The organism is Parahoeflea halophila (genome assembly GCF_900220985.1).
Classification (GTDB): Bacteria; Pseudomonadota; Alphaproteobacteria; order Rhizobiales; family Rhizobiaceae; genus Hoeflea; species Hoeflea halophila.
In genome coordinates this window covers 480,734-503,503 of record NZ_OCPC01000001.1, presented here as the reverse complement: position 1 = coordinate 503,503, position 22,770 = coordinate 480,734, and the positions used below count along the sequence as shown (strand labels likewise).

The 22,770-nt window shown below is 61.1% G+C and carries 20 protein-coding genes; 10 read left to right on the top strand and 10 right to left on the bottom strand.

Features of this window, described 5'->3' with window-relative positions:
* Window positions 1-116: 116 nt before the first annotated feature.
* The 7 genes from CRO46_RS02445 to CRO46_RS02410 form a co-directional block, all read right to left on the bottom strand.
* Entirely contained in the window at window positions 117-524 is a 408-nt protein-coding gene (locus CRO46_RS02445) for a response regulator transcription factor (RefSeq protein WP_097104690.1), read from the bottom strand.
* Window positions 525-538: 14 nt separating this feature from the next.
* Window positions 539-2,272 (bottom strand): sensor histidine kinase, encoded by a 1,734-nt coding sequence (locus CRO46_RS02440; protein ID WP_244577747.1) that lies wholly within the window; start codon window positions 2,270-2,272, stop codon window positions 539-541.
* 419 nt (window positions 2,273-2,691) lie between these two features.
* On the bottom strand, window positions 2,692-3,546 hold the full coding sequence (locus CRO46_RS02430; RefSeq protein WP_097104682.1) for a universal stress protein: 855 nt from the start codon (window positions 3,544-3,546) through the stop codon (window positions 2,692-2,694).
* 115 nt (window positions 3,547-3,661) lie between these two features.
* On the bottom strand, window positions 3,662-5,149 hold the full coding sequence (locus CRO46_RS02425; RefSeq protein ID WP_097104680.1) for a SulP family inorganic anion transporter: 1,488 nt from the start codon (window positions 5,147-5,149) through the stop codon (window positions 3,662-3,664).
* A 219-nt stretch (window positions 5,150-5,368) separates the two neighbouring features.
* On the bottom strand, window positions 5,369-8,848 hold the full coding sequence (locus CRO46_RS02420; protein WP_097104678.1) for an ATP-binding protein: 3,480 nt from the start codon (window positions 8,846-8,848) through the stop codon (window positions 5,369-5,371).
* Window positions 8,848-10,113, bottom strand: a complete 1,266-nt coding sequence (locus tag CRO46_RS02415; protein ID WP_342170796.1) for a metallophosphoesterase family protein — start codon at window positions 10,111-10,113, stop codon at window positions 8,848-8,850. Before CRO46_RS02415 ends, CRO46_RS02420 begins: the two co-directional genes overlap by 1 nt.
* 178 nt (window positions 10,114-10,291) lie before the next feature.
* Window positions 10,292-10,861 carry a transglutaminase-like cysteine peptidase gene (locus tag CRO46_RS02410; RefSeq protein WP_097104673.1) on the bottom strand — a complete coding sequence of 190 codons (570 nt, stop codon included), beginning with the start codon at window positions 10,859-10,861 and terminating at the stop codon, window positions 10,292-10,294.
* A 359-nt stretch (window positions 10,862-11,220) separates the two neighbouring features.
* Here CRO46_RS02410 and CRO46_RS02405 point away from each other — a divergent pair, with 359 nt between their 5' ends.
* On the top strand, window positions 11,221-12,147 hold the full coding sequence (locus tag CRO46_RS02405) for an MBL fold metallo-hydrolase (RefSeq protein WP_097104671.1): 927 nt from the start codon (window positions 11,221-11,223) through the stop codon (window positions 12,145-12,147).
* A 112-nt stretch (window positions 12,148-12,259) separates the two neighbouring features.
* Here the strand turns inward: CRO46_RS02405 and CRO46_RS02400 are convergent, their stop codons facing one another.
* From CRO46_RS02400 to CRO46_RS02390, 3 genes are all read right to left on the bottom strand, one after another.
* Window positions 12,260-12,562, bottom strand: a complete 303-nt coding sequence (locus tag CRO46_RS02400; protein WP_244577745.1) for a YdeI/OmpD-associated family protein — start codon at window positions 12,560-12,562, stop codon at window positions 12,260-12,262.
* Window positions 12,563-12,644: 82 nt separating this feature from the next.
* A complete protein-coding gene (locus tag CRO46_RS02395) occupies window positions 12,645-13,736 on the bottom strand; it encodes a YeeE/YedE family protein (RefSeq protein ID WP_342170736.1) in 1,092 nt (363 codons plus the stop codon).
* A gap of 306 nt (window positions 13,737-14,042) precedes the next feature.
* Complete coding sequence (locus tag CRO46_RS02390; RefSeq protein WP_097104668.1) at window positions 14,043-14,396, bottom strand: thioredoxin domain-containing protein; 354 nt, start codon at window positions 14,394-14,396, stop codon at window positions 14,043-14,045.
* A gap of 253 nt (window positions 14,397-14,649) precedes the next feature.
* Between CRO46_RS02390 and CRO46_RS02385 the strand changes: the two genes are divergently transcribed.
* The 9 genes from CRO46_RS02385 (at window position 14,650) to CRO46_RS02345 (ending at window position 22,734) form a co-directional block, all read left to right on the top strand.
* Window positions 14,650-15,384: a cytochrome c biogenesis CcdA family protein gene (locus CRO46_RS02385; protein ID WP_097104666.1), complete on the top strand. Its 735-nt coding sequence runs from the start codon at window positions 14,650-14,652 to the stop codon at window positions 15,382-15,384.
* A 10-nt stretch (window positions 15,385-15,394) separates the two neighbouring features.
* On the top strand, window positions 15,395-15,991 hold the full coding sequence (locus CRO46_RS02380; protein WP_097104664.1) for a SoxW family protein: 597 nt from the start codon (window positions 15,395-15,397) through the stop codon (window positions 15,989-15,991).
* Window positions 15,992-16,115: 124 nt separating this feature from the next.
* Window positions 16,116-16,580: a sulfur oxidation c-type cytochrome SoxX gene (soxX, locus tag CRO46_RS02375; protein WP_097104662.1), complete on the top strand. Its 465-nt coding sequence runs from the start codon at window positions 16,116-16,118 to the stop codon at window positions 16,578-16,580.
* Between the two features lie 25 nt (window positions 16,581-16,605).
* Window positions 16,606-17,061, top strand: coding sequence for a thiosulfate oxidation carrier protein SoxY (soxY, locus tag CRO46_RS02370; protein WP_097104660.1), 456 nt, complete (start codon window positions 16,606-16,608; stop codon window positions 17,059-17,061).
* 21 nt (window positions 17,062-17,082) lie between these two features.
* Window positions 17,083-17,406, top strand: coding sequence for a thiosulfate oxidation carrier complex protein SoxZ (soxZ, locus tag CRO46_RS02365; RefSeq protein WP_097104658.1), 324 nt, complete (start codon window positions 17,083-17,085; stop codon window positions 17,404-17,406).
* A 66-nt stretch (window positions 17,407-17,472) separates the two neighbouring features.
* A complete protein-coding gene (gene soxA / locus CRO46_RS02360) occupies window positions 17,473-18,321 on the top strand; it encodes a sulfur oxidation c-type cytochrome SoxA (protein ID WP_097104656.1) in 849 nt (282 codons plus the stop codon).
* Between the two features lie 230 nt (window positions 18,322-18,551).
* Complete coding sequence (gene soxB, locus CRO46_RS02355) at window positions 18,552-20,252, top strand: thiosulfohydrolase SoxB (RefSeq protein WP_097104654.1); 1,701 nt, start codon at window positions 18,552-18,554, stop codon at window positions 20,250-20,252.
* Between the two features lie 93 nt (window positions 20,253-20,345).
* Window positions 20,346-21,629, top strand: coding sequence for a sulfite dehydrogenase (gene soxC / locus CRO46_RS02350; RefSeq protein ID WP_097104653.1), 1,284 nt, complete (start codon window positions 20,346-20,348; stop codon window positions 21,627-21,629).
* Complete coding sequence (locus tag CRO46_RS02345; protein WP_097104652.1) at window positions 21,613-22,734, top strand: c-type cytochrome; 1,122 nt, start codon at window positions 21,613-21,615, stop codon at window positions 22,732-22,734. The genes soxC and CRO46_RS02345 overlap by 17 nt, the downstream gene beginning before the upstream one ends.
* Window positions 22,735-22,770 lie beyond the last annotated feature (36 nt).

Here is a 22,770-nt window from a genome sequence, read left to right as displayed (position 1 = left end):
CCAGGTCGAGATACGGTACCGTCTCGATCTGTCAGTGGTGCGGAGCGGCTTGGTCAGCTGAATGTTGGTGTCCCAAGAGGGGCATAGCCATTGGCGATTTGCGCTAGCGACAGGGCTCAGAAGGCTCGGCCGGTTTTCCTGTCGTTTTCGATCCGGGTTACGCATCCGGTGATCTTCGCCATCAGGATATCGAAATCGATTGGCTTGGTCAGGTAATCGGCGGCGCCGCTCTGCAGCCCGGTGATCATGTTGTCCTTGTCGGACATCGCCGTGAGGAAAATGAACGGAACGTTGGACAATTCCGGATGGTTGAGCTGGATTTCCGCCAGCACCTGATGACCGTCCATCTCCGGCATGGTGATGTCACAGATGACGATATCTGGCCATTTGGTCAGCATCATCTCCAATCCCTCGCGCCCGTTGCTGGCCTGCAAGGTGGCAAAGCCGGCATCCTCGAGTTCCTCCACCACCAGCGTCCGGATCTCGGCCTCGTCTTCAATGCAAAGGATTGTTATCTTGCTCATCTGCTTATCTCGTTTCAGGCGACTTGTGTCTCTGGTGTGATGGAATTGGGCTGTTGCTCAATGCCAATGGGAAGAACGACGGTGAAAACCGTGCCCTGGTCAATTTTGCTGGTGACGCTGATCTTGCCTTTGTGAAGCTCGACGATTTGCTGGACCAGATTGAGACCGATGCCCGTGCCGGCAATCCCGGACGATGTCCGCGCGCGGAAGTATCGTTGAAACATCTTTGGAAGATCTTCGGCATCGATGCCCACACCCCGGTCCGTCACGGAGACATGTACGTGGGTGGCGTCTGTCCAGCCGCGGATAAAGACATAGGGAGATCCGGGCGCGTATTTCACCGCATTGGAAAACAGATTGGTGAAGACCTGATGCAAGGCAGACCGGTCGGCCACGATTGTTTCAGGCAGGTTGTCGAGGTCGAGAATGAACCTTTGGCTGGGCGTGATATCCCGTTGGTTTGCAGCACACGACCGGATCAGTTCCTCGATCGCACAGGGCTCGGGATTGATATCGATGAGGCCATGATCGAGCCGCCCGACGGCCAGGATACTGTTCATCAGTCCGACCATCCGCGACACAGATCCCCGGATCTTGTCGACCTTGTCACCGATGAAGTCGGGGGTGATCTCGGCTTTGCTTCGCATCAGGCGCTGGGCAGCGCCATCAATGATGGCCAGGGGAGTTCGGAACTCATGCGATGCCATGGCGACGAACTGGCGTTGCTGCTCGTTCACACGGCGCTCGTGGTCAAGCAAATGTTCCAGTTTCCTGGCCTGCTGCTCGATTTCGGCTGTCCGCTTCGAGACAAGATCTTCCAGTCTGTCGCGATGATGCATCAACTCGCGCTCGGCTCGCTTGCGTGCGGTCACATCAAGATAGGTCAAGATGCAGCCGCCGCCGGAAATGGGGGTGGTTCGCACTTCGAGGACCCGGCCCGAAACCGTCTCGCGGTCAAAGGCATGGTCGACGAACAGCTTCGCGCGGCGAATGCGAGCCTGCGCCAGTTTCTCGACATCACCTGGCCCGTACTCGCCGCGTTCGGCGTAGTAGCGCAATATGTCAGCGAAATTGCATCCCGGTGGAAACATATGCTCAGGCAGATCTAGAATCTCGTAGATCCGCCGGTTGGTCATTGCCACCGTCAAATCGTCCAACAGCACGCAGATTCCACCAGGAAAACTGTCGATGGTTGTCCGCAACAGCTCGAACACGTTGTCGTTCATTGCCGGGTTCTCCGTAGCGGACCCATTTGCAATGATGGTGCCTCTAGCGGATCGGGGTTGCTCGTCGTCACTGTGCAGCTTGTGCGTAACCACGGTTGCCAAGTCCCTGACCAGGTCCGTCAAGGCCTCCAGATGGCCATACTCTCCCTCCGTGCCGTAATAGACCACCAAGGTGCCGAGGGGTTCGTGTCCGGGAGCCGTTATCGGGACCTGCAACCGGGTCAATTTGCTATCGGCATCGGACACAGAGTGCGGATTGCCGGCCGGTTCAATCAGGGTTTCAATCTGAGACCAATGGAAATTGTAGAACCCTGCCAGAGTCTCTTTCATTGAGGCTTTGTCTTTGAGATAGATCGCGGCCTTGGGGATCAATTCAAGCGGAACGGTTTCGACAATGACGCGCAAAACATCGGGAATAATCTCACCGATCACATGGTCGGAGTAACCAAGACGAAGTATCTTCCGTCCAGCCGCTTGCAGCCACGGCGGCGCATCTTTGCTTTGCTTTTCGTATCTGAGCACAGTTTCGCCTGACCGGTGATTTAATCTAGCGGCTAGGCTCACACGCGTGAGTAAACATACCCCTAATTTAGGCATGCCTGATATTAGTGGTATTCCTTGCTAGTCTATCGCTAATACCTTGGTTGCCGATCCCCTGCCTCGAGGCACAGAGGACCGGATGCACAAGGAAAAGGAGCAAGAACATCGACTCGCGATCACTTTCGAAGATCGGTGACGGGGCCCGCTTGAGCGCTTGAGATGGGGGTGACCTTGCGGCCATCTGCAAGGGCCGAAGTACAGAAGCGGTTTTGCGGCTGGCTTTCGTGATGTTGCGTTTGGAGGCGCAATCCGGGTCGAACGTCGCGTCGGCTTCGATGGCAGTCCGGCACAAATCAGTTTTCCGGCACTACTGATTCCGAAGGACCGGCATGTCTCTGAACTCAACGCATCAACAGCACCGGTGACTTGCAGGATCTCAGCATTTCGCTCGTCGTCGAGCCCAGAACGAAGGCGCGGATGCGGGAGTGACCATAGGCGCCCATGGCGACCAGGCATGAGCCGCAGTCCTCGACGCGTTTGCCGAGAACCTCGTCGGGCTGGCCTGAGAGGATGGTGGTTTCGGTCTCCAGCCCAGCGCCGGCGAGGATGGCTTTTGCGTCTTCCAGCGCTTTTTCGGTGTCGCGGTTCTTCTGTCCGACGGTGACCAGATCGATCTTCAGGCCCGCAAACAGCTTGTTGCGGGCGATGTGGTCGACCACGCGCTGGCTCGAAGCGCCGCCGTCAAAGGCAACGATGACGGTGTCAATCGGCTTGAATGCGCGCGAGGCGACAAAGACCGGCTTGTTGCTCGAACGAATGAAACGCTCGAGATGCGCGCCCAGCCTGAGGCTGGCAAAATCGGCTTCCTCGCCGCGTTTGCCGATCATGATCATGCTGGCAGGGCCTTCCTGCTCGATTACGGTTTCGACAATCTCACCCTGGCGCAGATGCGCGCCGACGACCTTCTGGCCGGCTTTTTCGATGATGGCGCGGGCGTCGTCGAGAATGGCGCGGCCCTTTTGCTGCAGCAGCTTTGCGCGCTGTTCATCAAGCGAGGAGAGTTCCTCAAGCAGCGCGGTGCGGGCGCCCAGCGCGATCGAGCCGGAAAGGTCGGACTTGTCGGCACCCATGTTGCGGTCGAGCACATGCAACAGGTCGACACCGGCATCCATCCTTCCAGCGGCCCAGGCGGCATGGTCGCACACGCTTTTCGAATAGGTGGACCCGTCGACAAGGGCCAAAAGGATGTTGGTCATGGTCTGCTCCTCCTTAGAGCGTGGAATACGTCCATTCGGACGCCGGGGCCGCTCTACATCAATCTATCTACGGCATTTGGGCTGGATCAAGCGTTTCCGCCGGATCCAGGCTGCGTCAGTGCGACATCAACTTGTCCATGGCACCAGGCTTGTCATGAATGGCGAGCCGGTCGACGATGGTTTCCGAGGCTTCGTTCATGCCGATGATCTCGACTTCGGCGCCGTCGCGGCGAAACTTGAGCACTGCCATGTCGAGGGCGGCAACGCTGGAAATGTCCCAGATGTGGGCGCGGGAGACGTCGATGACGACCTTTTCCAACACTTCGCGGAAGTCAAACGCCTTCATGAAATCCTCCGCCGAGGCAAAGAACAGCTGGCCTTCGACGATATAGGTGCGGGTGCGGCCGTCTTTGGACAGCGTCGAGCGGACGCCGAAGAGCTGGGAAATCTTCCAGGCGAAGAACAGGCCCGAGAGCAGCACACCGACGAGGACGCCGATGGCGAGGTTGTGGGTGAAGACCACGAACAGCACTGTCGCCAGCATCACCACCGAGGATGAGCGTGGATGGGTGCGCAGGCTTTTGAGCGAGGACCATGAGAAGGTGCCGATCGAGACCATGATCATGATGGCGACCAGGGCTGCCATTGGAATTGCAGCCACCGAGTCACCGAGCACCACGATGAAGAACAGCAGCATGGTTCCGGCGACGAAGGTCGACAGGCGTCCACGACCGCCAGATTTCACGTTGATGATCGACTGGCCGATCATGGCGCAACCGGCCATGCCGCCTATGAAGCCGGTGGCGGTGTTGGCGATGCCCTGGCCGACACATTCCATGTTGCGGCTCGATGTGGTGTCGGTGAGGTCATCGACAATGGTCTGGGTCATCAATGACTCGAGCAGGCCGACGGCGGCGACGGCGACCGAATAGGGCAGGATGATCCAGAGCGTCTCAAGGTTGAGCGGGATGTCGGGGATCAGGAATACCGGCAGCGTGTCGGGCAGGGCGCCCATGTCGCCGACGGTGCGCAGATTGTCGAAGCCGAAGAACCAGGTGATGGCGGTCAGCACCACGATGGTGACCAGCGGCGAGGGAATAGCTGTGGTGACAAGCGGAAACAGGTAAATGATCGCAAGACCGCCCGCGACCATGACATAGGTGAGCCAGGGCACGCCGATGAGCTCCGGCAACTGCGCCATGAAGATCAGGATGGCCAGCGCGTTGACGAAGCCGGTCATTACCGATTTCGAGACAAAGCGCATGACATAGCCGAGTTTGGCGATGCCGGCTGCGATCTGGATGAGACCCGCGAGCACGGTGGCGGCGAGCAGGTACTCAAGCCCGTGCTCCTTGACCAGGGTGACCATCAGCACTGCGGTCGCCGCTGTCGCAGCCGAGATCATGCCAGGACGTCCGCCGACGATCGCGGTGATGACGGCAATCGAAAAGGAGGCGTAAAGGCCGACCTTGGGGTCGACGCCAGCGATGATCGAAAAGGCGATGGCCTCAGGGATCAGCGCCAGCGCCACGACGAGGCCTGAAAGAATGTCGCCGCGGACATTGCTGGTCCATTGCGAGGCGTAGCTGTTGAGCGAGATCATGGAGAGTGGTCGTCCTGTCCGGTGATAGGATGGTTCGGCAATGCGATGGCCACAAAAGTGGGCTGGGGAGGCTTAGTGCCTGGCCTTTGTTTTTCACGGCCATCTCGCATATGGAACCGGCTGCGGGTTAACGAGAATGCGGCCTCGATACAGGCATATGCGGCCTCTGCCAAGTCACGCCTGTTCGCAACTGCGGAAAAACTGCCAATAACGGGGAAGTCAGGGCGCCAATTCGTGGATCGTGACATTCGGGCAGACCGACTTCGCGATGTCGCAGAGGTGTCGGTGGTGGGTGAGGTAGATCACCTGGCCGACATTTGCCATGCCGGCAAACAGCCGGAAGGTTTCCTCGGCGCGGAAATCATCAAAGGTTTCCATGATGTCGTCGGCGATGAAGGGCACCGTCTGGCGGGTTGCGGCGAATTCGTGGTAACCGGCGACCCGGAGCGCCAGGTAGAGCTGGAAGCGGGCGCCTTTGGACAGATCCTTGGCCTGTTTGGAAGTGCCGTCGTTCTGAAGCGCGATCAGCAATTCCTTGCCGTTGTCCGGCTGGGAGGCGAGACCTGTGTAACGGCCGCGGCTGATGGTGCGGATGGCATCCGAAGCACGTTGCATCATCGATGAGCTGTGGCGCTCACGGTAAAGCGTTAGCGCCTGTTCCATGGCGATGATACCGGCCGACAGCCTAAGATAGCGCTCGGCGCCCTCGGCGATGGCGAGAAGGGTGGTCTTGCGTTGCTGCTCGATACGGGCCACCGCATCATCTCCACCCACCGTATCCATGGCGTCGGAGGCGCGGGTGCGGGCTGCGAACAGATGCTGGACCTCGGCGTCGAGCGTTTCCAGCGCGGTTTCGAGCTCCTGTTTTTCTTCTCTGAGTTCTTCGGTGTCGGCGTCTTCGAGTTGAGCACGGGCGTTTTCCAGCGAAGTCGCTCCGAGGGTTTCGCAGATTTCGGAGGCGCTCTGCTCGGCACGGCCGGCGAGCTGCTTGCGCTCAAGCGCCTGTTCAATGCGCAGGGCGGCTTCGGCCAGTGTCGCGGCGCCAAGGCTCTCGAGCATCTGGGTTTTCTTCACGGTATGCGCAGCGCTGGTCTCGGCGTGCTTGCGCTGGCGCTCCGCAGCCTCTTCGATCTGCCGGGACAGGTCTTGCTGACGGGCGCGCGCCTTTTCGGCGGCTGCAAGCCGTTCGGCGAGCTGCCGGGCGATGAGGGCAGGAGCCACGGTGTCGGTTTCGAGCCCGACCTGCGAAGCTGCGGCGTGAAGGGCTGCGATGTAGCCGGCCTGGTCGCGTTCCATCTTGGCGATGCGGTCGGCCAGGCCTGCGCGGTCGTGCAACGCGGACGCCAATTCGCCGAGCAGGGGCAGCGCCTCGCGGATTTCAGCCGCGGTCGGGGCTGTTTCGTTTTCACCGAGCCAGCATCCGGAGCAGGCCTGTTTCCAGGCCAGCATCCAGGCTTCGGCTTGCTCCTCGGCGTTTCTGAGATTCAGTTCGCGCCGCCTGAGATTGCGCTCCTGCTCGGCCAGATCGCGGCGATGGGCGTCGAGCCGGGCTTCTTGGCTGATAAGCTGCTGGGCGCGGGCAGCGAGCGCCTCCAGATCGTCGTCAGCTGCTGCTTCGGGATCAAGCGGTTTCAGCGCCTTCGCAAGACGGGCCGTTGCAGCCTGCCGGCCCTGCTCGGCGATCTCCAGGTCGTGCAGGTGTCGGCGCAGCGCGTCATCGGCCTCAAGTGCAAGCTCGCGGCGCTCAAGCCAGTCTTCCAGCGCCGCGAGCGTCATGTCGGCGGGCAGAGTATCCGCCAATTCGCCTATGGCCGTGGCGATCGAATCGCGAAGTTCCGTGCGCGCCTTGTCGTTTTCCGATCTGGCCGTATTTGCGGTGTCGAGATCGGCCTTGGCAATCGCGGATTGCACGGCGATCTCGTTGAGCTTTGCTACCTCTGCCTGATGCGCCGCACGGCTGTCCGCGGCCTCATCATAGCTCTGCATGGCGGTTTCGAAGGTTTTGGCGGTCTCAGGATCGAGCGCGTTCTTGTGCCCGGCCCAGGCTTCATCCCTTGCGGCCCTGAGCGCCTGGGTCTCGGCCGTGGACGGCAGGGCGCGCGATCGGGCCAGCGCCTCTGCCTCGGCCTCGAAACGCCGTAGCGTCTGACCAAGCCGGCTGATCTCCTGCGCCAGTTCCGCGTCCTTGCGCTCGGCCTGTTCGCTCTGGACCTTCCACCTGCGCAGCGTGTCCGGCAAGGGCGGGCGCATCGTGCGCAGCTCAGCGATCCCGCCATGCCATGGGGTCAGCGCCGCAAGGCGTGCGTCGCGTTCCTGACGGGCCGGGGCGATGGCGCGTTCTGCGCTTTGGCGTCTGAGTTCATGATCGCTGTTGCGCAGCACGGTCAGGGTTTCAGTCAGGGCGTCGACCTGGTTCTGACGCTGGGCTGGTGCGCTGTCGCTGCCGCCGGCTGCCTGCAGTATCGCCCGGGACTCATCGCGCCCGGCGCTCGCGTCCACCACTTCCTTACGGGCAGTGTCAAGACGGACATCCAGGCTTGCCCGGGCGTCGACAAGTTCGCGCAGCGTTGCGGTTCTCGCGGTGCTCAGCAGCAATTCCCCGGGCTCGCGGCTATCGGGTTGTCCGAGGCGAAGCAGAAGCTGACTGATGACGCCGTCGATGCGGATCAGCGCCGTCCGCCGTTCAGGCAGGTCTTCCGCGGCGGTGTCATGGCGGGTGCGCAGCCGCTCAAGTTCGGTGAGCTGGCTCTCCAGCGAGAGGATCTGCGTGTCGAGACCGATGTTTTCACGCTCGGCCGACAGGCGGTCGATTTCCTCGCTCAGTGCTGCGCCACCTGCCTCTAGAGCGGCTTCCGCGTTGCCGAGGTCGCGAACCTGCTGCCGCCATTCCGGGACCACTTCAGGCAGGTCGGCGAGCTCGAGCAGCTGGTGTTGCAGCCTGTCGAAATCTGCCATGCGCGGCCCTGCCGTGAGCTGCCGGTCGACAGAAGCCAGACGCCCGCGCAGGCTTTTGCGTTTTTCACAGGCCTCATTGTAGCGATGTTCCGCTTCCTCAAGCTCCCTGCTCAGCTGAGCGTACTTGCTGGCCTGAACGTCGATCGCGTCGCGCTCCGCCTTGAGTTTGGCGAGCTCGGCCTTGAGTTCTCCCAAGACGCGTTTTTGTGCGCGAGGCTTGTAAAAAACCTCGGTTTCGCCGCGTAGTTGTACCAATTTTTGCGACAGCTCGCCCAGGCCGGCGCTGGCCGAAAACAGGAGTTCACCGAGATCTCCACGGCTTGCCAGTATGCTCTCGCCACCCTGTTCCAGGCTCTCGTCATCGAGTGAGAACATGGTCTGGTAGTTGGTGCGGTCGAGCCCGCCGAGGCCGGCAAGCAAGGCGCGGTCGGAGACCGGCCGGCTCTGCCCGTCCAGCAAGCTATTTTGTGCACGCTTGATGCGAATGTATTCCGCAGGCGCGCCATCAATGTCGATCGACGCGCCGATCTGCATGTTCGGGTAGGGGTGGATGAAATTGTAACTGCTTTGCGCGCCGATGCCGAAGAGCAGGTCGAGCCAGGCGCTGAACAGTGTCGACTTGCCGGCTTCGTTGGGACCGTAGACGATGTGCAGGTCGCAGCCACCGAAACCGGTAGCGCCGAAGTCGATGACATGGTCGGTGAACTTGCCGTAGCGGGTCAGATCGAGACGGTTGAGGCGCATCAGGCAGGCTCGCTCCGCGAGCCGGAGGAGGCCTGCAGCCGCGCCAGCACGTCGTGCGTGCCCTGGCGTGCGAGCTCCATGCGCCGGGCCCTGGTCTCGGTCTCATCGGTGCCGAAGAGATCGCGCAGATCAGCCGGCAGCTGGCCCTGAAGCGTGTCGGCCACCTCAGACAGGGCGGTTTCAAAGGCGCCGGAATTCAAGATGCCCGAGTCAATGAGGCTGCGCAGCTCGTGCAATGGATCGGCCGTAGAAGTTTGGGCGTTGGTTGGGGGCGTGCAGCCGATTTCGAGCTTTTCGACCCAGATGCCTCCGATCTGGGCTGCACGTTCTTCGGCCTCGGCCAGCAGCAGGTCGGCGTCCCGGCGCATGCGCCAGGCAAGCGCCGTCTCGCCGGTAAAGCCTATCCGGGCGACCAGTTCTGGGGCCGCCGAAGCCGCGCGCGCCTGTTTCAGGGCGTGGCTCAGCGTGTGGGCCAGGTCTGTCCAGTCGCTCAGGCCGCCTGCACCCACAGAAATACGGCTGAACTCGGCCAGCGCTGTCGGTTTTTCTTCCAGGCTGACGCTGCCATCCGCGCTGATCGACACGAGGGTTGCTGATTTTGGGCCGTCCTCGTTGATGTCGCGGCCTTGCGGCATGCCGGGCATGACGATGGTCGTCGATCCGGTGAGGACGGAGCGCTTGTGGATATGGCCCAAGGCCCAGTAATCGAATCCGGTGGCCTGCAGTTCGGCCGGGCTGCAGGGGGCGTAGGCGTCATGGCCGGGCGCGCCTCCGAGGCTTGTGTGCATGATGCCGATATTGATGGCATCGGGAACGGCACCGGCATGTTTCGGCAGCAGGCTTTCGGGGGCGGTGGGCTGGGCGAAGCTCAGCCCGTGGATGGCAACGGGTTTTTCGCCCTGATCACGTTCGATCATTACATGTTCGGCGCGTCCGCCAAACAGCTTGACTTCGCCCGGAAGCACTAGTTCGCGCGAGATCCGCGACAGGGCATCATGATTGCCCCGGATGATGAAGGTGCGGATGCCGGCATTTGCCAGACGGCCAAGTTCACCGGCAAGGAACCGGGCAGTCTTCATCGAGGTCTGGTCGCCGTCATAGAGGTCGCCGGCTATCACGAGTGCATCGACGCGCTCGCTGATGCACAGATCGATGATAGTGCTGAATGCCTGCCGCGTGGCGCCGCCAATCAGGTCGGCAAGCTCCGGATTGCGCAAGGCGAGCGATCTGAGGGGCGAATCAAGGTGGATGTCAGCGGTATGGATGAAGCGAAAAGCCGTGATCGAAATGTCCTCCGGCGTATGTCAAACCGTCCGTGCCAATAGAGCGTGGAGGCATAGCACAGGCGACTGTCGTTGCCACAGGATTTTCGCGTTCGCCGGTGCGCCAGGTTCGCGGGACCAAACGATGACCGCGATGCGTGATCGCCAGAGACGCCTCGGGTCAGGGAGTCTTTCCGGTCTTGCCGGTGATCTTCAGCCAGCGCCCGCCATGGGTCGGCGACTGGATCTTGCGAAAGCTCATGCGGGCCGACTGAACCGGCTGCACGTCGTCTTCGAGATTGTCGAGCACATAGTCTCCGTCCCTGGTTCTGACCACCAGCACGGTATGCGCCTCATTTCCCTTGTACCCCATGGTCAGCAGAAGCTGCGAGGGTTTGAAGCCTTTGCGCAAAAGCCTGGCGCGCTTGGCGAGGGCGAAATCCTCGCAATCCCCCGAGCGTGTTCTGGCGGTCCAGAACTCCTTGCGGCCGAAGGCGGCCCGGTCCGAGGCCGGCTTGATCGCCCTGTTGATCTTGCTGTTGATGCTTTGCAAGAGGTTGAGGCGCGCTGCAGGGAGCGCCGAGCTGGCAGAGCGATTGCGGCAGTCGGACGCGTTGCGGGTGCAGTACTCGACATGACCATAAGGGCGCGTGGTCTCGCTGCCGGTCTTCAGCCAAGTCGATGCGGATGCGGGGGCCAGAGTTGCCACCCAGGCCGCAAGTGCGACCAGCAAGAAAAGAGGCATGCTCATAGAGTGACGAGTTCCTTGATTGCCAGTTGTCTGAAAAGCCGGTGGCCTTAATCCGCGACCATAAAAGTGCAAAACCAAATGATACGCAAGTCCGACATGGGGATGAATGTTCTTGACCTGTGGGTTCGGTTTGCACTGCAACGAAACACTGACGAATTATTTGCTGTAAACCAGCCAATCGGTTGTTTCGGTTTAACAGACGGCTTTGATCGAGACCCAAGCAGGAGGTTTCGCCCGTCATTTCGAGTTCGCTCACGCTACCCCAGGGCTGCTAAATCTGCCGGTATGGATGACGGGGCATTGACCTCAGCCGAGACAAAGGCAAATATTCAAATAAATCTATATGGGAGAGAGGCATCATGGCACCGTTTGATCTGACGCGACGCACACTCATGCGAGGCGGCATGGCCGCGGCAGCAAGCGCGGTGCTGCCGGTAAGCTTGCGCCCGGCGCAAGCCTTGCAGATCGGCGAAGCGGTGCTGACCAGCGTCAGCGACGGCAATCTGTTGCTGCCGCTTGGCTTTTCCTATCCGGACGTGCCGCAAGACGAGTTCATCGCCCTGCTCGAAGCCCATGGTCAGCCGACCGACAGCCTGACGCCCGATTGCAATGTTCCGGTCCTAAAATCCGGAGATCGGCTGATCGTGTTCGATGCTGGTTCGGGGCCGAATTTCATGCCGACAGCGGGCAGTCTCATCGAGAACATGGCGGACGCCGGCTTCGATCCGGCGAATGTCACCGACGTGGTCTTCACCCATTGCCATCCCGATCACCTCTGGGGGCTGATTGATGATTTCGACGAGATCGTGTTTCCGAACGCCAGCTTCCACATGGGCCGCGCCGAGTGGGAGTTCTGGCGCGACCCTGGCACGGTGGACGCGATGCCGGAAGCCCGAAAGAGCTTTGCGGTGGGCGCACAGAACCGGCTTTCCCATCTCGAAGACATGATCACGCTGTTCGAGCCAGGCGCCGAAGTGCTGCCGGGCGTCGAGGCGGTCGATACGGCGGGACACACGCCCGGCCACATGTCATTCATGCTGCATGGCGGCTCGGATCCGGTGCTGATTGCCGGTGATGCGATCACCCATTTCGTGGTGTCGTTCGCCCATCCCGGCTGGCCGAGCGGCTCGGACCAGGACCCGGAAATGGGCATCGCCACCCGGAAGAAACTGCTCGACCGGCTGTCGGCCGACAAGGCGAAGCTGACGGCCTATCATCTGCCGGCACCCGGCGAGGGCAGGGTGGAGCGTGAGGGAGCGGCGTACCGGTTTGTCGCGGAAGGGTGATGGGTGCGCTTGCGGCGCGCAGTGGATTTTGCATGCCGGCCAATCACGTCACGTAAATAAGCAGTCTTAAGGAACGGAGTTCCGGACGAGCACACGAGACTGGTGCTGATCTCTACCTGTTCGATTTCTTGTCGATCAGCACTGCCTGCTGCCATTTACCGGGCTTCTTGTCGGTGCGATGGATACAGCCTGCCCAGCAGCAGGGGCGCTTCTGACCTTCGAGAAGCTCTTCGACAGTTCGCTTGATTCGTCTCGTCCGGGTCTTGTCCTGTTTTGCATCCTCAACCCAGCAGATGAACTCGTTTCGGCCGATCGGTGTCAGGCCTTCCCAACGGATGGTGATTTCTGATTTCTGCGTCAGTGCATCGCGCAGATCGTCCGGCATCTCGTGGACAAGGCCAGCTGAAATCTTCATGTTCATTTGTTCTGGCTCTGGGAACTTGTTGAAAAGACAAATATCGAGTTCGGCAAGAATAATGGCACGGAGCAACAGCCCGTCATAGCCTCTTTTCGGTGGCCCGCCAGTCGGCCAGGAAGCCAAACGCCTTGCCCTCCATCAGCAGACCGAGGCCGATGCGGGCGCCGGCGGCGATGGAAAGCATGACGATGGGAGCGGAAATGGCCAGGACCGAGACGGCGCTGACGCCCTGGCCGATGGTGCAGCCCATGGCGAAAACGCCGCCGGTTCCCATCAGGAAGGCGCCGAGCAGGTGGCGGGAGAGTTCGCGGGCATCGTCGCAGGCCTCCCAGCGCATGTCGTGGGAGCGAAAGGCGGAGATGGCCGCGCCCAAAAACACGCCGACCACAACGCCGACGCCGTAATCGGGTAATTCCCCAGTCACGGTGATGATCTGCAGGATGGTGTCGCCAACCGGCATGACAAAGGATCCGGCCTCAAGCTGCACCGGATAGAGCGCGTGGTCGGCGACAAAGCTGGTGATGAGCCAACCCGCCGCAATGCACAGGCCGATGACAAGGCCTGCGAGGACGCGGCCGCGGTCGGCGCGGAAGCTTGCCGATCCGAACACCCACCAGAGCCCGGCAAGGCCGAGGAGCAGAGCCAGGATCAGGCTGACGTCAAAGCCGAACACATGTGACAGCAGGGCACCTGCCGATTGTCCGCCGAAGCCCGACAAATCAACGGCGAGCGGGTCGAGCAGGGCGACGCGGACATGGCCGGTGATGCCGCGCTGGGCGGCGAGTGCTGCCAGTCCGAGGCCGGTGAGCACCACCAGCGCCCGCAGATTGCCGCCACCAAGCCGCACCAGAGCGCCGAAGCCGCAGGTGCCGACCAGCGCCATGCCGAGGCCGAACATCAAGCCGCCGACAATGGCGCCGGCGACGGGCAGCGGCTCGGTAAGATAGAAGGAGTTTTCCACGTTTGCGAACCCTGCCGCGCCGAGCACCTGGGTGGCAAGCAGCGCCGTGAACGCTGCCAGCGCCCAGGCACGCAGCGGGTTGTCGTCGGCGGCGTACCAGTGCCGTTCAAGCGCTGCCATGGTGCAAAAATGGCTGCGCCTGGCAACAAAGCCGATGATCGAGCCGACCAGGCAGCCCGACAGCGCCAGCACCCATCCAAAATCCATCATGACGGCGACTTCCTCCCGGTCACGGCCGTCCCACCGGCCCTGGTTTCAAGCTTAGGCAGTGCCTGCGTCTCGCGCAAGCAATGCTTCCGTTTCGGTCCTGACCACTGATCCTTCCCGGGTCATCGGCGTCGCTGAGAAAGCCCTCGAGCGAGTCAGCGACCCCGGATACATCAGGACCGGCAATCAAGCAGTGACTGCTGCGGCCTTCACGCCGGGACGTGACCAGGCGGTCGCAGCGAAGCCGTGCGCGTTGCTGCGAAACGGCCCCCTGCGGCAGCGCCACAATTCGGGCCTGGCGCGGGGCGATCATTTCTCATCCAGCTTTGCCAGCATCTCGTCGACCAGTGCCCAGAAGAACTGGTCGCCCGGATAGCCTCGCAGCCGGGCAATTTCGCGCCCCTCTTCGACCAGCACAAAGGTCGGGGTGAAACGCTCGACCGGGATTCCGGCCAGGTCTTCGGGCAGCGGCTCGTGTATGTCGACCCGGCGCAGCGGCGCGCGCCGGCCCTGTTCGGTCTTTGGCCAGGCGGGCGCGATCTCCTCGTTGAAGCGCTTGCACCAGAAGCAGCCGGGCTGCTCGAACATCACCATTTCCGCAGCCGTAACAGGAGCTGACAGGACAAGGAGAAAGGCCAGCGCCGCTGCGTAAACTGAGGACATGAGCCCGGTCCGGTTCCGTGAAATAGTGATTGCAATATATATATAATCTTGCATATCTTGCAATCGCCTTGGTGCTGATCCTGTCCTTGGGGATGCGCGGGTTTCAGGGATAGGTTCGCTTCGTGGCTTGCGCAATCGGCCATGCGTGAACACAACGGGGCATGACCACAAACGGCAGGGATCCGGACCGTGCCGGAGCCTGATACTGCCGTGGCAGGGGCGATGTTGCAGTACCGCAGTGGAGGACTGATTGATGATTGATGTCGGGTACGGCGCAGCACTGCTGGCGGGACTGCTGTCATTCTTCTCGCCCTGCGTGCTGCCGATCGTGCCGCCCTATCTCGCCTATCTGGCGGGAATGAGTTTCAACGAGGTCAAGAATGCCGATGCCGATGCGGTGGCATCACGGCGCATCGCGCTGGCCTCGATTTTCTTCGTGCTGGGGTTCAGCACGGTTTTCGTGTCACTAGGCGCAACCGCCAGCGTGATCGGGCAATCGGTTGCCCGCTATTTCGACGTATTGTCGATCATTGCCGGGGTGCTGATCCTTGTAATGGGGCTGCACTTTCTCGGCGTGTTCCGGTTTGCGCTGCTTTACCGCGAGGCGCGGGTCCAGGTCGAGCGAAAGCCGGCCGGCATGATCGGCGCCTATGTGATGGGACTTGCCTTTGCCTTCGGCTGGACGCCTTGCGTGGGGCCCATCCTGGCGGCGATCCTGTTCATGGCCGCGGCCAAGGAAAGCGCCGGGCAGGGTGCGCTGCTCCTGGGGCTTTACGCGCTCGGGATCGGGATTCCCTTTGTCGTTGCCGGGTTTTTCGCAAGCCGCTTCATCCGGTTTTCGACCCGGATCAAGAAGCATATGGCTGTGATCGAAAAGGCCATGGGCGTACTTCTGGTCATAACCGGCATCCTGTTCATGACCGGGCAGATGTCGCGGATCGCCCAGTGGCTGCTTGAGATGTTTCCCGCTTTCGCTACCATCGGTTAGGAGAGGTATGATGATCAGACGCGCATTTTTGGCACTCGCCGCCCTGACGGCGCTGACAGGGCTGACAAGTCAGGCTCTGACCGCCGGGATCGGCGAGGACGGGCTGCACAAGCAGGACTGGTTCGCGCTCACCTTCCGCGATGTCGCCGAGGATATCGAGGCGGCAAGGGACGAGGGCAAGCGGCTGGTGATGGTCTTCGAACAGCGCGGCTGCATCTATTGCGCCAAGATGCACGAGGACCTGCTGTCAGATCCGGAAGTCTCGGATTTCATCAAGGCGAATTTCAAGGTCGTGCAGTACAACATGTTCGGTGACGAAGAAGTGACCGATCTCGATGGCGACGTCCTGACCGAGAAGACGGCGGCGCGCAAATGGGGCTATGTCTTCACGCCAACATTGGTGTTCCTGCCGGAGGATGTGCCGGAAGGGATGACTGTGGCCGAGGCGGCGGTGGCGACCATGCCCGGCGCTTTTGGCAAATGGACGTTCCTCAACATGTTCAAATGGGTGGCCGAAAAGGGCTATGAGGGGGACGAGCACTTCCAGAAATATCACGCCCGTATCATAAACGAGTTGCGCGCCGCGGGGCGTCTCGAGGCGGAGTAGAGCGCAGGATCATACATTCAAGAAATCATATTTTTGCATTGATTGTGGGGCGGAGTATGCGTATCGTGGAATCGGAGCGGAACCGGACGGCTTGTGTCCGGGAAATCGGAGGAGGAAGCGCCAAATGACAAGGCGGATGCATTTTACACTGGGGGCGATCGCGGCAATGACGCTGTCGACCGCGGCGTTTGCGAGCGAAGTTGCGCCTGACGCGGTCGAGTTCGGCGATGAAGGGGTCATGACCTCGCTGACCGGTGTGGCGGGCGATCCTGTTGCCGGTGCGGAAACATTCAAGAGCCGCAAGCTTGGAAATTGCCTGGCTTGCCACGCCAATGCCGACATGTCGGGCGAGCTGTTCCACGGCGATGTCGGGCCCTCCCTGGATGGTGTGGCGGATCGCTGGGAAGAGCCGATGCTGCGGGCCATCGTGGCCAATTCCAAGCAGATCTTCACCGAAGCAACGATCATGCCCGGTTTCTACTCGCTGGAGGTGGGAAAACATCTGAGGGAAGATCTGGAAGGGCAGACGATCCTGACTGCGCAGCAGGTAGAGGACGTTGTGGCCTATCTCGGCACCCTCAAGGAATAATCTGGAGCAAAGGAGCTCGAAGCCAATGCAACTGACAAGACGCAATGTCTTAGGACTGACTGCGGGTGCGGCAGCATTCGCGATCGCCGGCGGGCGGATCTCGCCGGCAATGGCCTCTGCGGAGGACGCGGAGAAGATGGTCATGGATTTCACCGGCGGGGCTACCCCGGCGGAAGGCAAGATCACCTTGACCGCGCCTGAAATCGCGGAGAACGGCAACACGGTGCCGGTGTCGATCAGTGTCGACAGCGCCATGGAGGGCGACGATCTGGTCGAATCCGTGGTCATCTTCGCCGACGGCAACCCCAACCCGGCGGTCGCCACGTTTCACTTTACCGAGTTGAGCGGCGAAGCCCTTGCGACGACCCGGATGCGTCTTGCCAAGACCCAGAACGTCATCGCGGTCGCGAAGATGAAGGACGGCTCGTTCTTCATGGACAAGAAGCAAGTCAAGGTAACCATCGGCGGCTGCGGCGGCTGAGCCAGGACAGGAATTTGAAAAATGGCATCAAAACCACGCATCAAGGTGCCCAAGTCGGCTTCGGCCGGTGAGGTGATCACCATCAAGACGCTGATAAGCCACGAGATGGAATCTGGCCAGCGCAAGGACAAGGATGGCAATCCCATTCCGCGTCAGATCATCAACAAGTTCACCTGCACCTTCGAAGGGCAGATGGTGTTCCAATGTGATCTGGATCCGGCGATTTCCGCCAATCCCTATTTCGAGTTCAACGCCAAGGTCCCGGCCAGCGGCACCTTCAAGTTCACCTGGCTCGATGATGACGGGTCGGTTTACGAGGCCGAGGCACCGATCGAAGTCAAATAACTGTGGGAGGGTCCCGGGCGCGGGGGAGTTTCGCGCAAGGGAGATCCCGGGAGGACGGAGACTGTTATGAAGAGACTTTTAGTTGCCGGTGTTGTGTTGGCGGCCTCGCTTGCGGGGTCCGGTCCGATTTGGGCCGATCCTGTCGACGACACGCTCGAGATCGATGGCGTTCCGATTGTCACCCGCACAGCTGCGCCTGAAGGTCATCCCTTCGACGAGCTGTATTCGGGGTGGCTGTTCCGTGAGAAGGAAACCCGCGACCTGTCGCGTGACTCGTTCGAAAATCCCGGCATGATCGCCGTCGAGGACGGCGAAGCCATGTGGAACACGGTCGAGGGCACGGCGGGGAAGTCCTGCGCTTCGTGTCATGGTGATGCTGCCGAAAGCATGAAGGGCGTGGGCGCAAGCTTCCCGAAATGGGATGCGGATTCGGGCAGGCCGATCAATGTCGAGCTGCAGATCAACAAGTGCCGGACCGAGCAGATGGGCGCAGAGGCGCTGCCCTTCAACAAGGGCGGCCAACAGGAACTGACTGCCTATATCAAGCATCAGTCGCTGGGCATGCCGGTCAAGCTGGATCTGACAGAGGGCGAGATGCAGAGCTGGTGGGAGCGGGGCAAGGATGTCTACTACACCCGCACCGGTCAGCTGAACCTCGCCTGCGCAAGCTGCCATGAGGTGGCCATGGGCAAGATGATCCGCGCCGACCACCTGAGCCAGGGCCAGGTCAACGGGTTTCCGACCTACCGGCTCAAGAGCGGGCTGACTTCGCTGCACCAGCGTTTCCGCGGATGTATCCGTGACACCCGAGCAGTACAGCCCGACGCGTTTTCGGACGATCTGATGGCGCTTGAGACTTATGTGACATGGCGCGGCACCGGCCTTTCGGTCGAAACCCCGTCGGTGCGCCAGTAAGCTTTGAAACTGCCGGAGGCGTGTTGGCGCCTCCGGCACCCGGCAGGGTCCGCGTGTCCGGTCGGATCCGCCTTTGCCCCAGCTGCAGTTTGATGGTGCAGAACAGCTGACTTCAGTTTTGAGAAACTTGAAAAGTTCTGCGTTAACGAGTTGAAATTAAATGTGAATACGGATTCTGGCCAACGCCGGAGCGGGTTTGTTCGTCCGTTTTCGCCCGAATGGAGACTGAAATGCATACCAGGAGAGATTTTCTGCAATATGCGCTCAATGCCGGTTTTGTGCTGGGGGCTGTCGGTCTTGGCGCCAATCCCGCCCGGGCGTTGGCGCAGCAGAAGCTGACTCAGGACGATCTGCTCAGGTTCGATTCCAAGGGGCAGGTGACGCTGCTGCATTTCACCGATTGCCACGCCCAGCTCAAGCCGGTTTTCTTCCGGCCGCCCGACACCAATATCGGCGTCGGCGATTATGCCGGCGTACCGCCGCACCTGGTCGGCGAGGCGTTTCTCGACTATTTCGGCATCGAGAAGGGCAGCCGTTACGCCTATGCCCACACGATGGTCGATTATGTCGACCTGGCCCGGACCTACGGCAAGCTCGGCGGACTTGACCGCACCGCGACACTGGTCAAGGCGATCCGTGCCGAACGCGGCGACGACAAGGTTCTGTTCCTGGATGGCGGCGATACCTGGCAGGGCTCCTATACATCGCTGAAGACCAACGGCATGGATATGGTCGAATGCATGAAGCTTTTGAAACCCGATGCCATGACCGGGCATTGGGAATTCACCTTCGGCGAAGACCGCTTCCTCGAACTGGTCGATGCGATGGGTTATCCGTTCCTCGCCTCCAACATCTTCGATGCGGAATGGGACGAGCCGGCATTTGAGCACACCGCCTATTTCGAGCGCGGCGGTGTCAAGGTCGCCGTCATCGGCCAGGCCATGCCCTATACGCCGATCGCCAATCCGAGCTGGATGTTCCCGAAATGGTCGTTCGGCATCCGCCCGGACGTGCTGCAGGCCAATGTCAACGCGGCGCGGGAAGAGGGGGCAGAGATCGTTGTGATGCTGTCGCACAACGGCTTCGACGTCGACCGCAAGATCGCCTCGACGGTCAGTGGGCTCGACGTGATCATGACCGGCCACACCCACGACGCCACCCCGATTGCCCTTGAAGTCGACGGCACGCTTTTGATGTCGTCGGGCTCGCACGGCAAGTATCTCGGCCGCATCGACCTTGAGGTCAGGGACGGAAAGGTGACGGGGTACAGCTCCAACCTGATCCCGGTCTTCTCGGATGTGATTGCACCGGATCAGGAGATGGCGGCCAAGATCGACGAGATGCGTGCCCCTTACGAGGCCGAGACACAACGTGTGATCGGCACCACCGACACCTTGCTCTACCGGCGCGGCAATTTTAACGGCACCTGGGACGACCTGATCTGTCAGGGGATCATGGAAGAGCGCGACACCGAGATCGCGCTGTCGCCGGGCTTCCGCTGGGGCACGACGCTGCTTCCTGGCTCCGAGATCACCATTGACGATCTCTATTCGGAAACCTCGATGAGCTACCCGTCGGTGTACAGGCTGGAATTCACCGGCGCACAGTTGAAAGACATCATGGAGGATGTCTGCGACAACCTGTTCAACAAGGATCCGTTCCTGCAGCAGGGTGGCGACATGGTGCGCGTCGGCGGCTTTACCTACAGCTGCACACCAAATGCCGGCATGGGCGAACGCATCTCCGACATGCGGCTGACCGGCAGCGGCGAGCCGATCGAGGCGGGCAAGAGCTACACGGTCGGCGGCTGGGCTTCGGTCAATGAAGGGGTCGAAGGACCCGCCATCTACGATCTGATGGAAAACTACATCACCAGGAAATCGGTGGTTTCACTCGATCCGGACGCTGCGGCGGTCCGGGTCATCCTGTGACCCCGAGTTGATTTGAATGGCCGGTCCCCGCGGGGCCGCGATGACGACGGAGACAAAGATGCGGATGCTGGAAACCTGTTGCAGGAGGCTCTCATGGTAGACCGGACCGACACCAAACAGGCACAACCGGCGGCGTCGCGCCGTTCCTTCCTCAAAGCCAGCCTGCTGGGTGGAGCAGCAGTTGCGGCAGGCACCGGTGTGGCTCGCGCTGCCGGGGATCCGCTGATCACCGAGATCCAGGATTGGAACCGTTATCTCGGCGAAGGCGTCGACGTGGCACCGTATGGCAAGCCTTCGGAGTTCGAAGCCCATGTGGTTCGCCGCAGCGTGCCGTGGCTGACCGCCGATCCGGTATCGTCGGTCAACTTCACCCCGCTGCATGAACTCGACGGCATCATCACGCCGAACGGGTTGTGCTTCGAGCGGCATCATGGCGGCACGGCAACAATTGCGCCCGCCGACCACCGGCTGATGATCCATGGCCTGGTCGACACGCCGTTGGTCTTCACCATGGAGGATCTCAAGCGGTTTCCGCGTGAGAACCGGCTCTATTTCCTCGAATGCGCGGCCAATGGCGGTATGGAATGGCGTGGCTCGCAGCTCAACGGCTGCCAGTACACCCATGGCATGATCCATTGCGTGGTCTATACCGGCGTGCCGCTGCGCTATCTGCTGGAAGAGGCGGGTGTGAAAACCAGCGGCAAATGGCTGCTGGCGGAAGGCGCCGATGCGTCCGCGATGACGCGCTCGATCCCGATGGAGAAGGCGCTGGATGATTGCCTCGTCGCCTTCAAGATGAACGGCGAGGCGCTTCGGCCCGAACAGGGCTATCCGCTCCGGCTGTGCGTTCCCGGCTGGGAAGGCAACATGTGGGTGAAATGGCTGCGCCGGCTCGAGGTGGGTGACAAGCCCTGGGCACAGCGTGAGGAAACATCGAAATACACTGATCTTCTCGCCAACGGAAAGGCCCGCCGCCACAGCTGGGTGATGGATGTGAAATCGGTGATCACCAGCCCCAGCCCGCAGGCACCGGTCACCCATGGCAAAGGGCCGCTGGTCATTACCGGCCTGGCATGGTCCGGCAGCGGCACCATCAAACGCGTCGATGTGACAATCGATGGCGGGCGGACCTGGCAAACGGCGCGGATTGACGGGCCGAGCCTGCCAAAGGCGCTGCACCGTTTCTATCTCGACATCAACTGGGACGGCTCGGAACTGCTTTTGCAGTCGCGGGCCATCGATGATCAGGGACTGGTTCAGCCGACCAAGAACGAATTGCGCGCAGCACGCGGCGAAAACTCGATCTATCACAACAATGGCATCCAGACATGGCACGTCAACACTGACGGGGTGGTTGAAAATGTTGAAGTTTCCTAAGTCCGCGGCACTTTCCGTTCTTGCCCTGACAGCTTTTGCCAACCCGGCGTTTGCCGATGGCGATATCGATGCCGGTGAGAAGGTGTTCAAGAAGTGCCGGGCCTGCCACGCCGTCGGAGAAGGCGCCAAGCACAAGGTCGGGCCCGAACTCAACGACATTTTCGGCCGTGCCGCGGGTGGCGCCGAGGGCTACAAATATTCCAAGGCGATGATTGCCGCCGGCGAGGAGGGGCTGGTCTGGGATGCGGACAGCCTGACCGAATACCTCACCAACCCGAAGGCGATGATCAAGGGCACGAAGATGGCCTTTGGCGGGCTGAAGAAAGACGAGGATATCGACAATATCCTCGCCTACCTGAAGAGCTTTTCGACAGAACAGGCGGCTGCATCCGAGGCCGCGTCCGAATCTGCCGAAGGGGCGGAGCCTGCAGAAAATGCGACCGCGGCACCGGCCGCCGATAAGCCCGCAACCGAGACAGCATTGGTGGTTGAAACCAGCCAAGGCGCATTCGGGCTGGGCCGCAAGGCGATGCCGGATGAAATCGCGGCCTGGGACATCGACATCCGCCCCGACGGTACCGGGCTTCCCGACGGCAAGGGCACGGTCGCCGAGGGCGAGCCGATTTATGCCGAGGCTTGCGCGGTGTGCCACGGTGATTTCGGCGAGGGTGCCGGGCGCTGGCCGGTGCTGGCGGGTGGGCAGGATTCGCTGCTCAAGGAGCGCCCGGTCAAGACTATTGGTTCCTACTGGCCTTACCTGTCGACAGTGTTCGATTATGTCCGCCGCGCGATGCCGTTTGGCAATGCCCGTTCGCTGTCGGATGATGACGTCTATGCGCTGACAGCCTATCTGATGTATCTTAATGATGTTGTCGAGGATGAGGAGTTCGAGCTGTCGAAGGAAAACTTCACCCAGATGCGTTTACCGAACGAGGCAAATTTCATTGCTGACGACCGGCTGAACGAGCCGCATTACGCCAAGGGTGAGGAGCCCTGCATGAGCGACTGCAAACCGGGACCGGTCCAGATCACGGCGCGCGCACAGGTCATCGACGTGACGCCGGAGAGCGAGGGTGAGGAAAGTTCCGGAGGCAGTATCGACTGACAGGCGGGGCAGTCCGGCGCCCCTAGGGGAGATGAA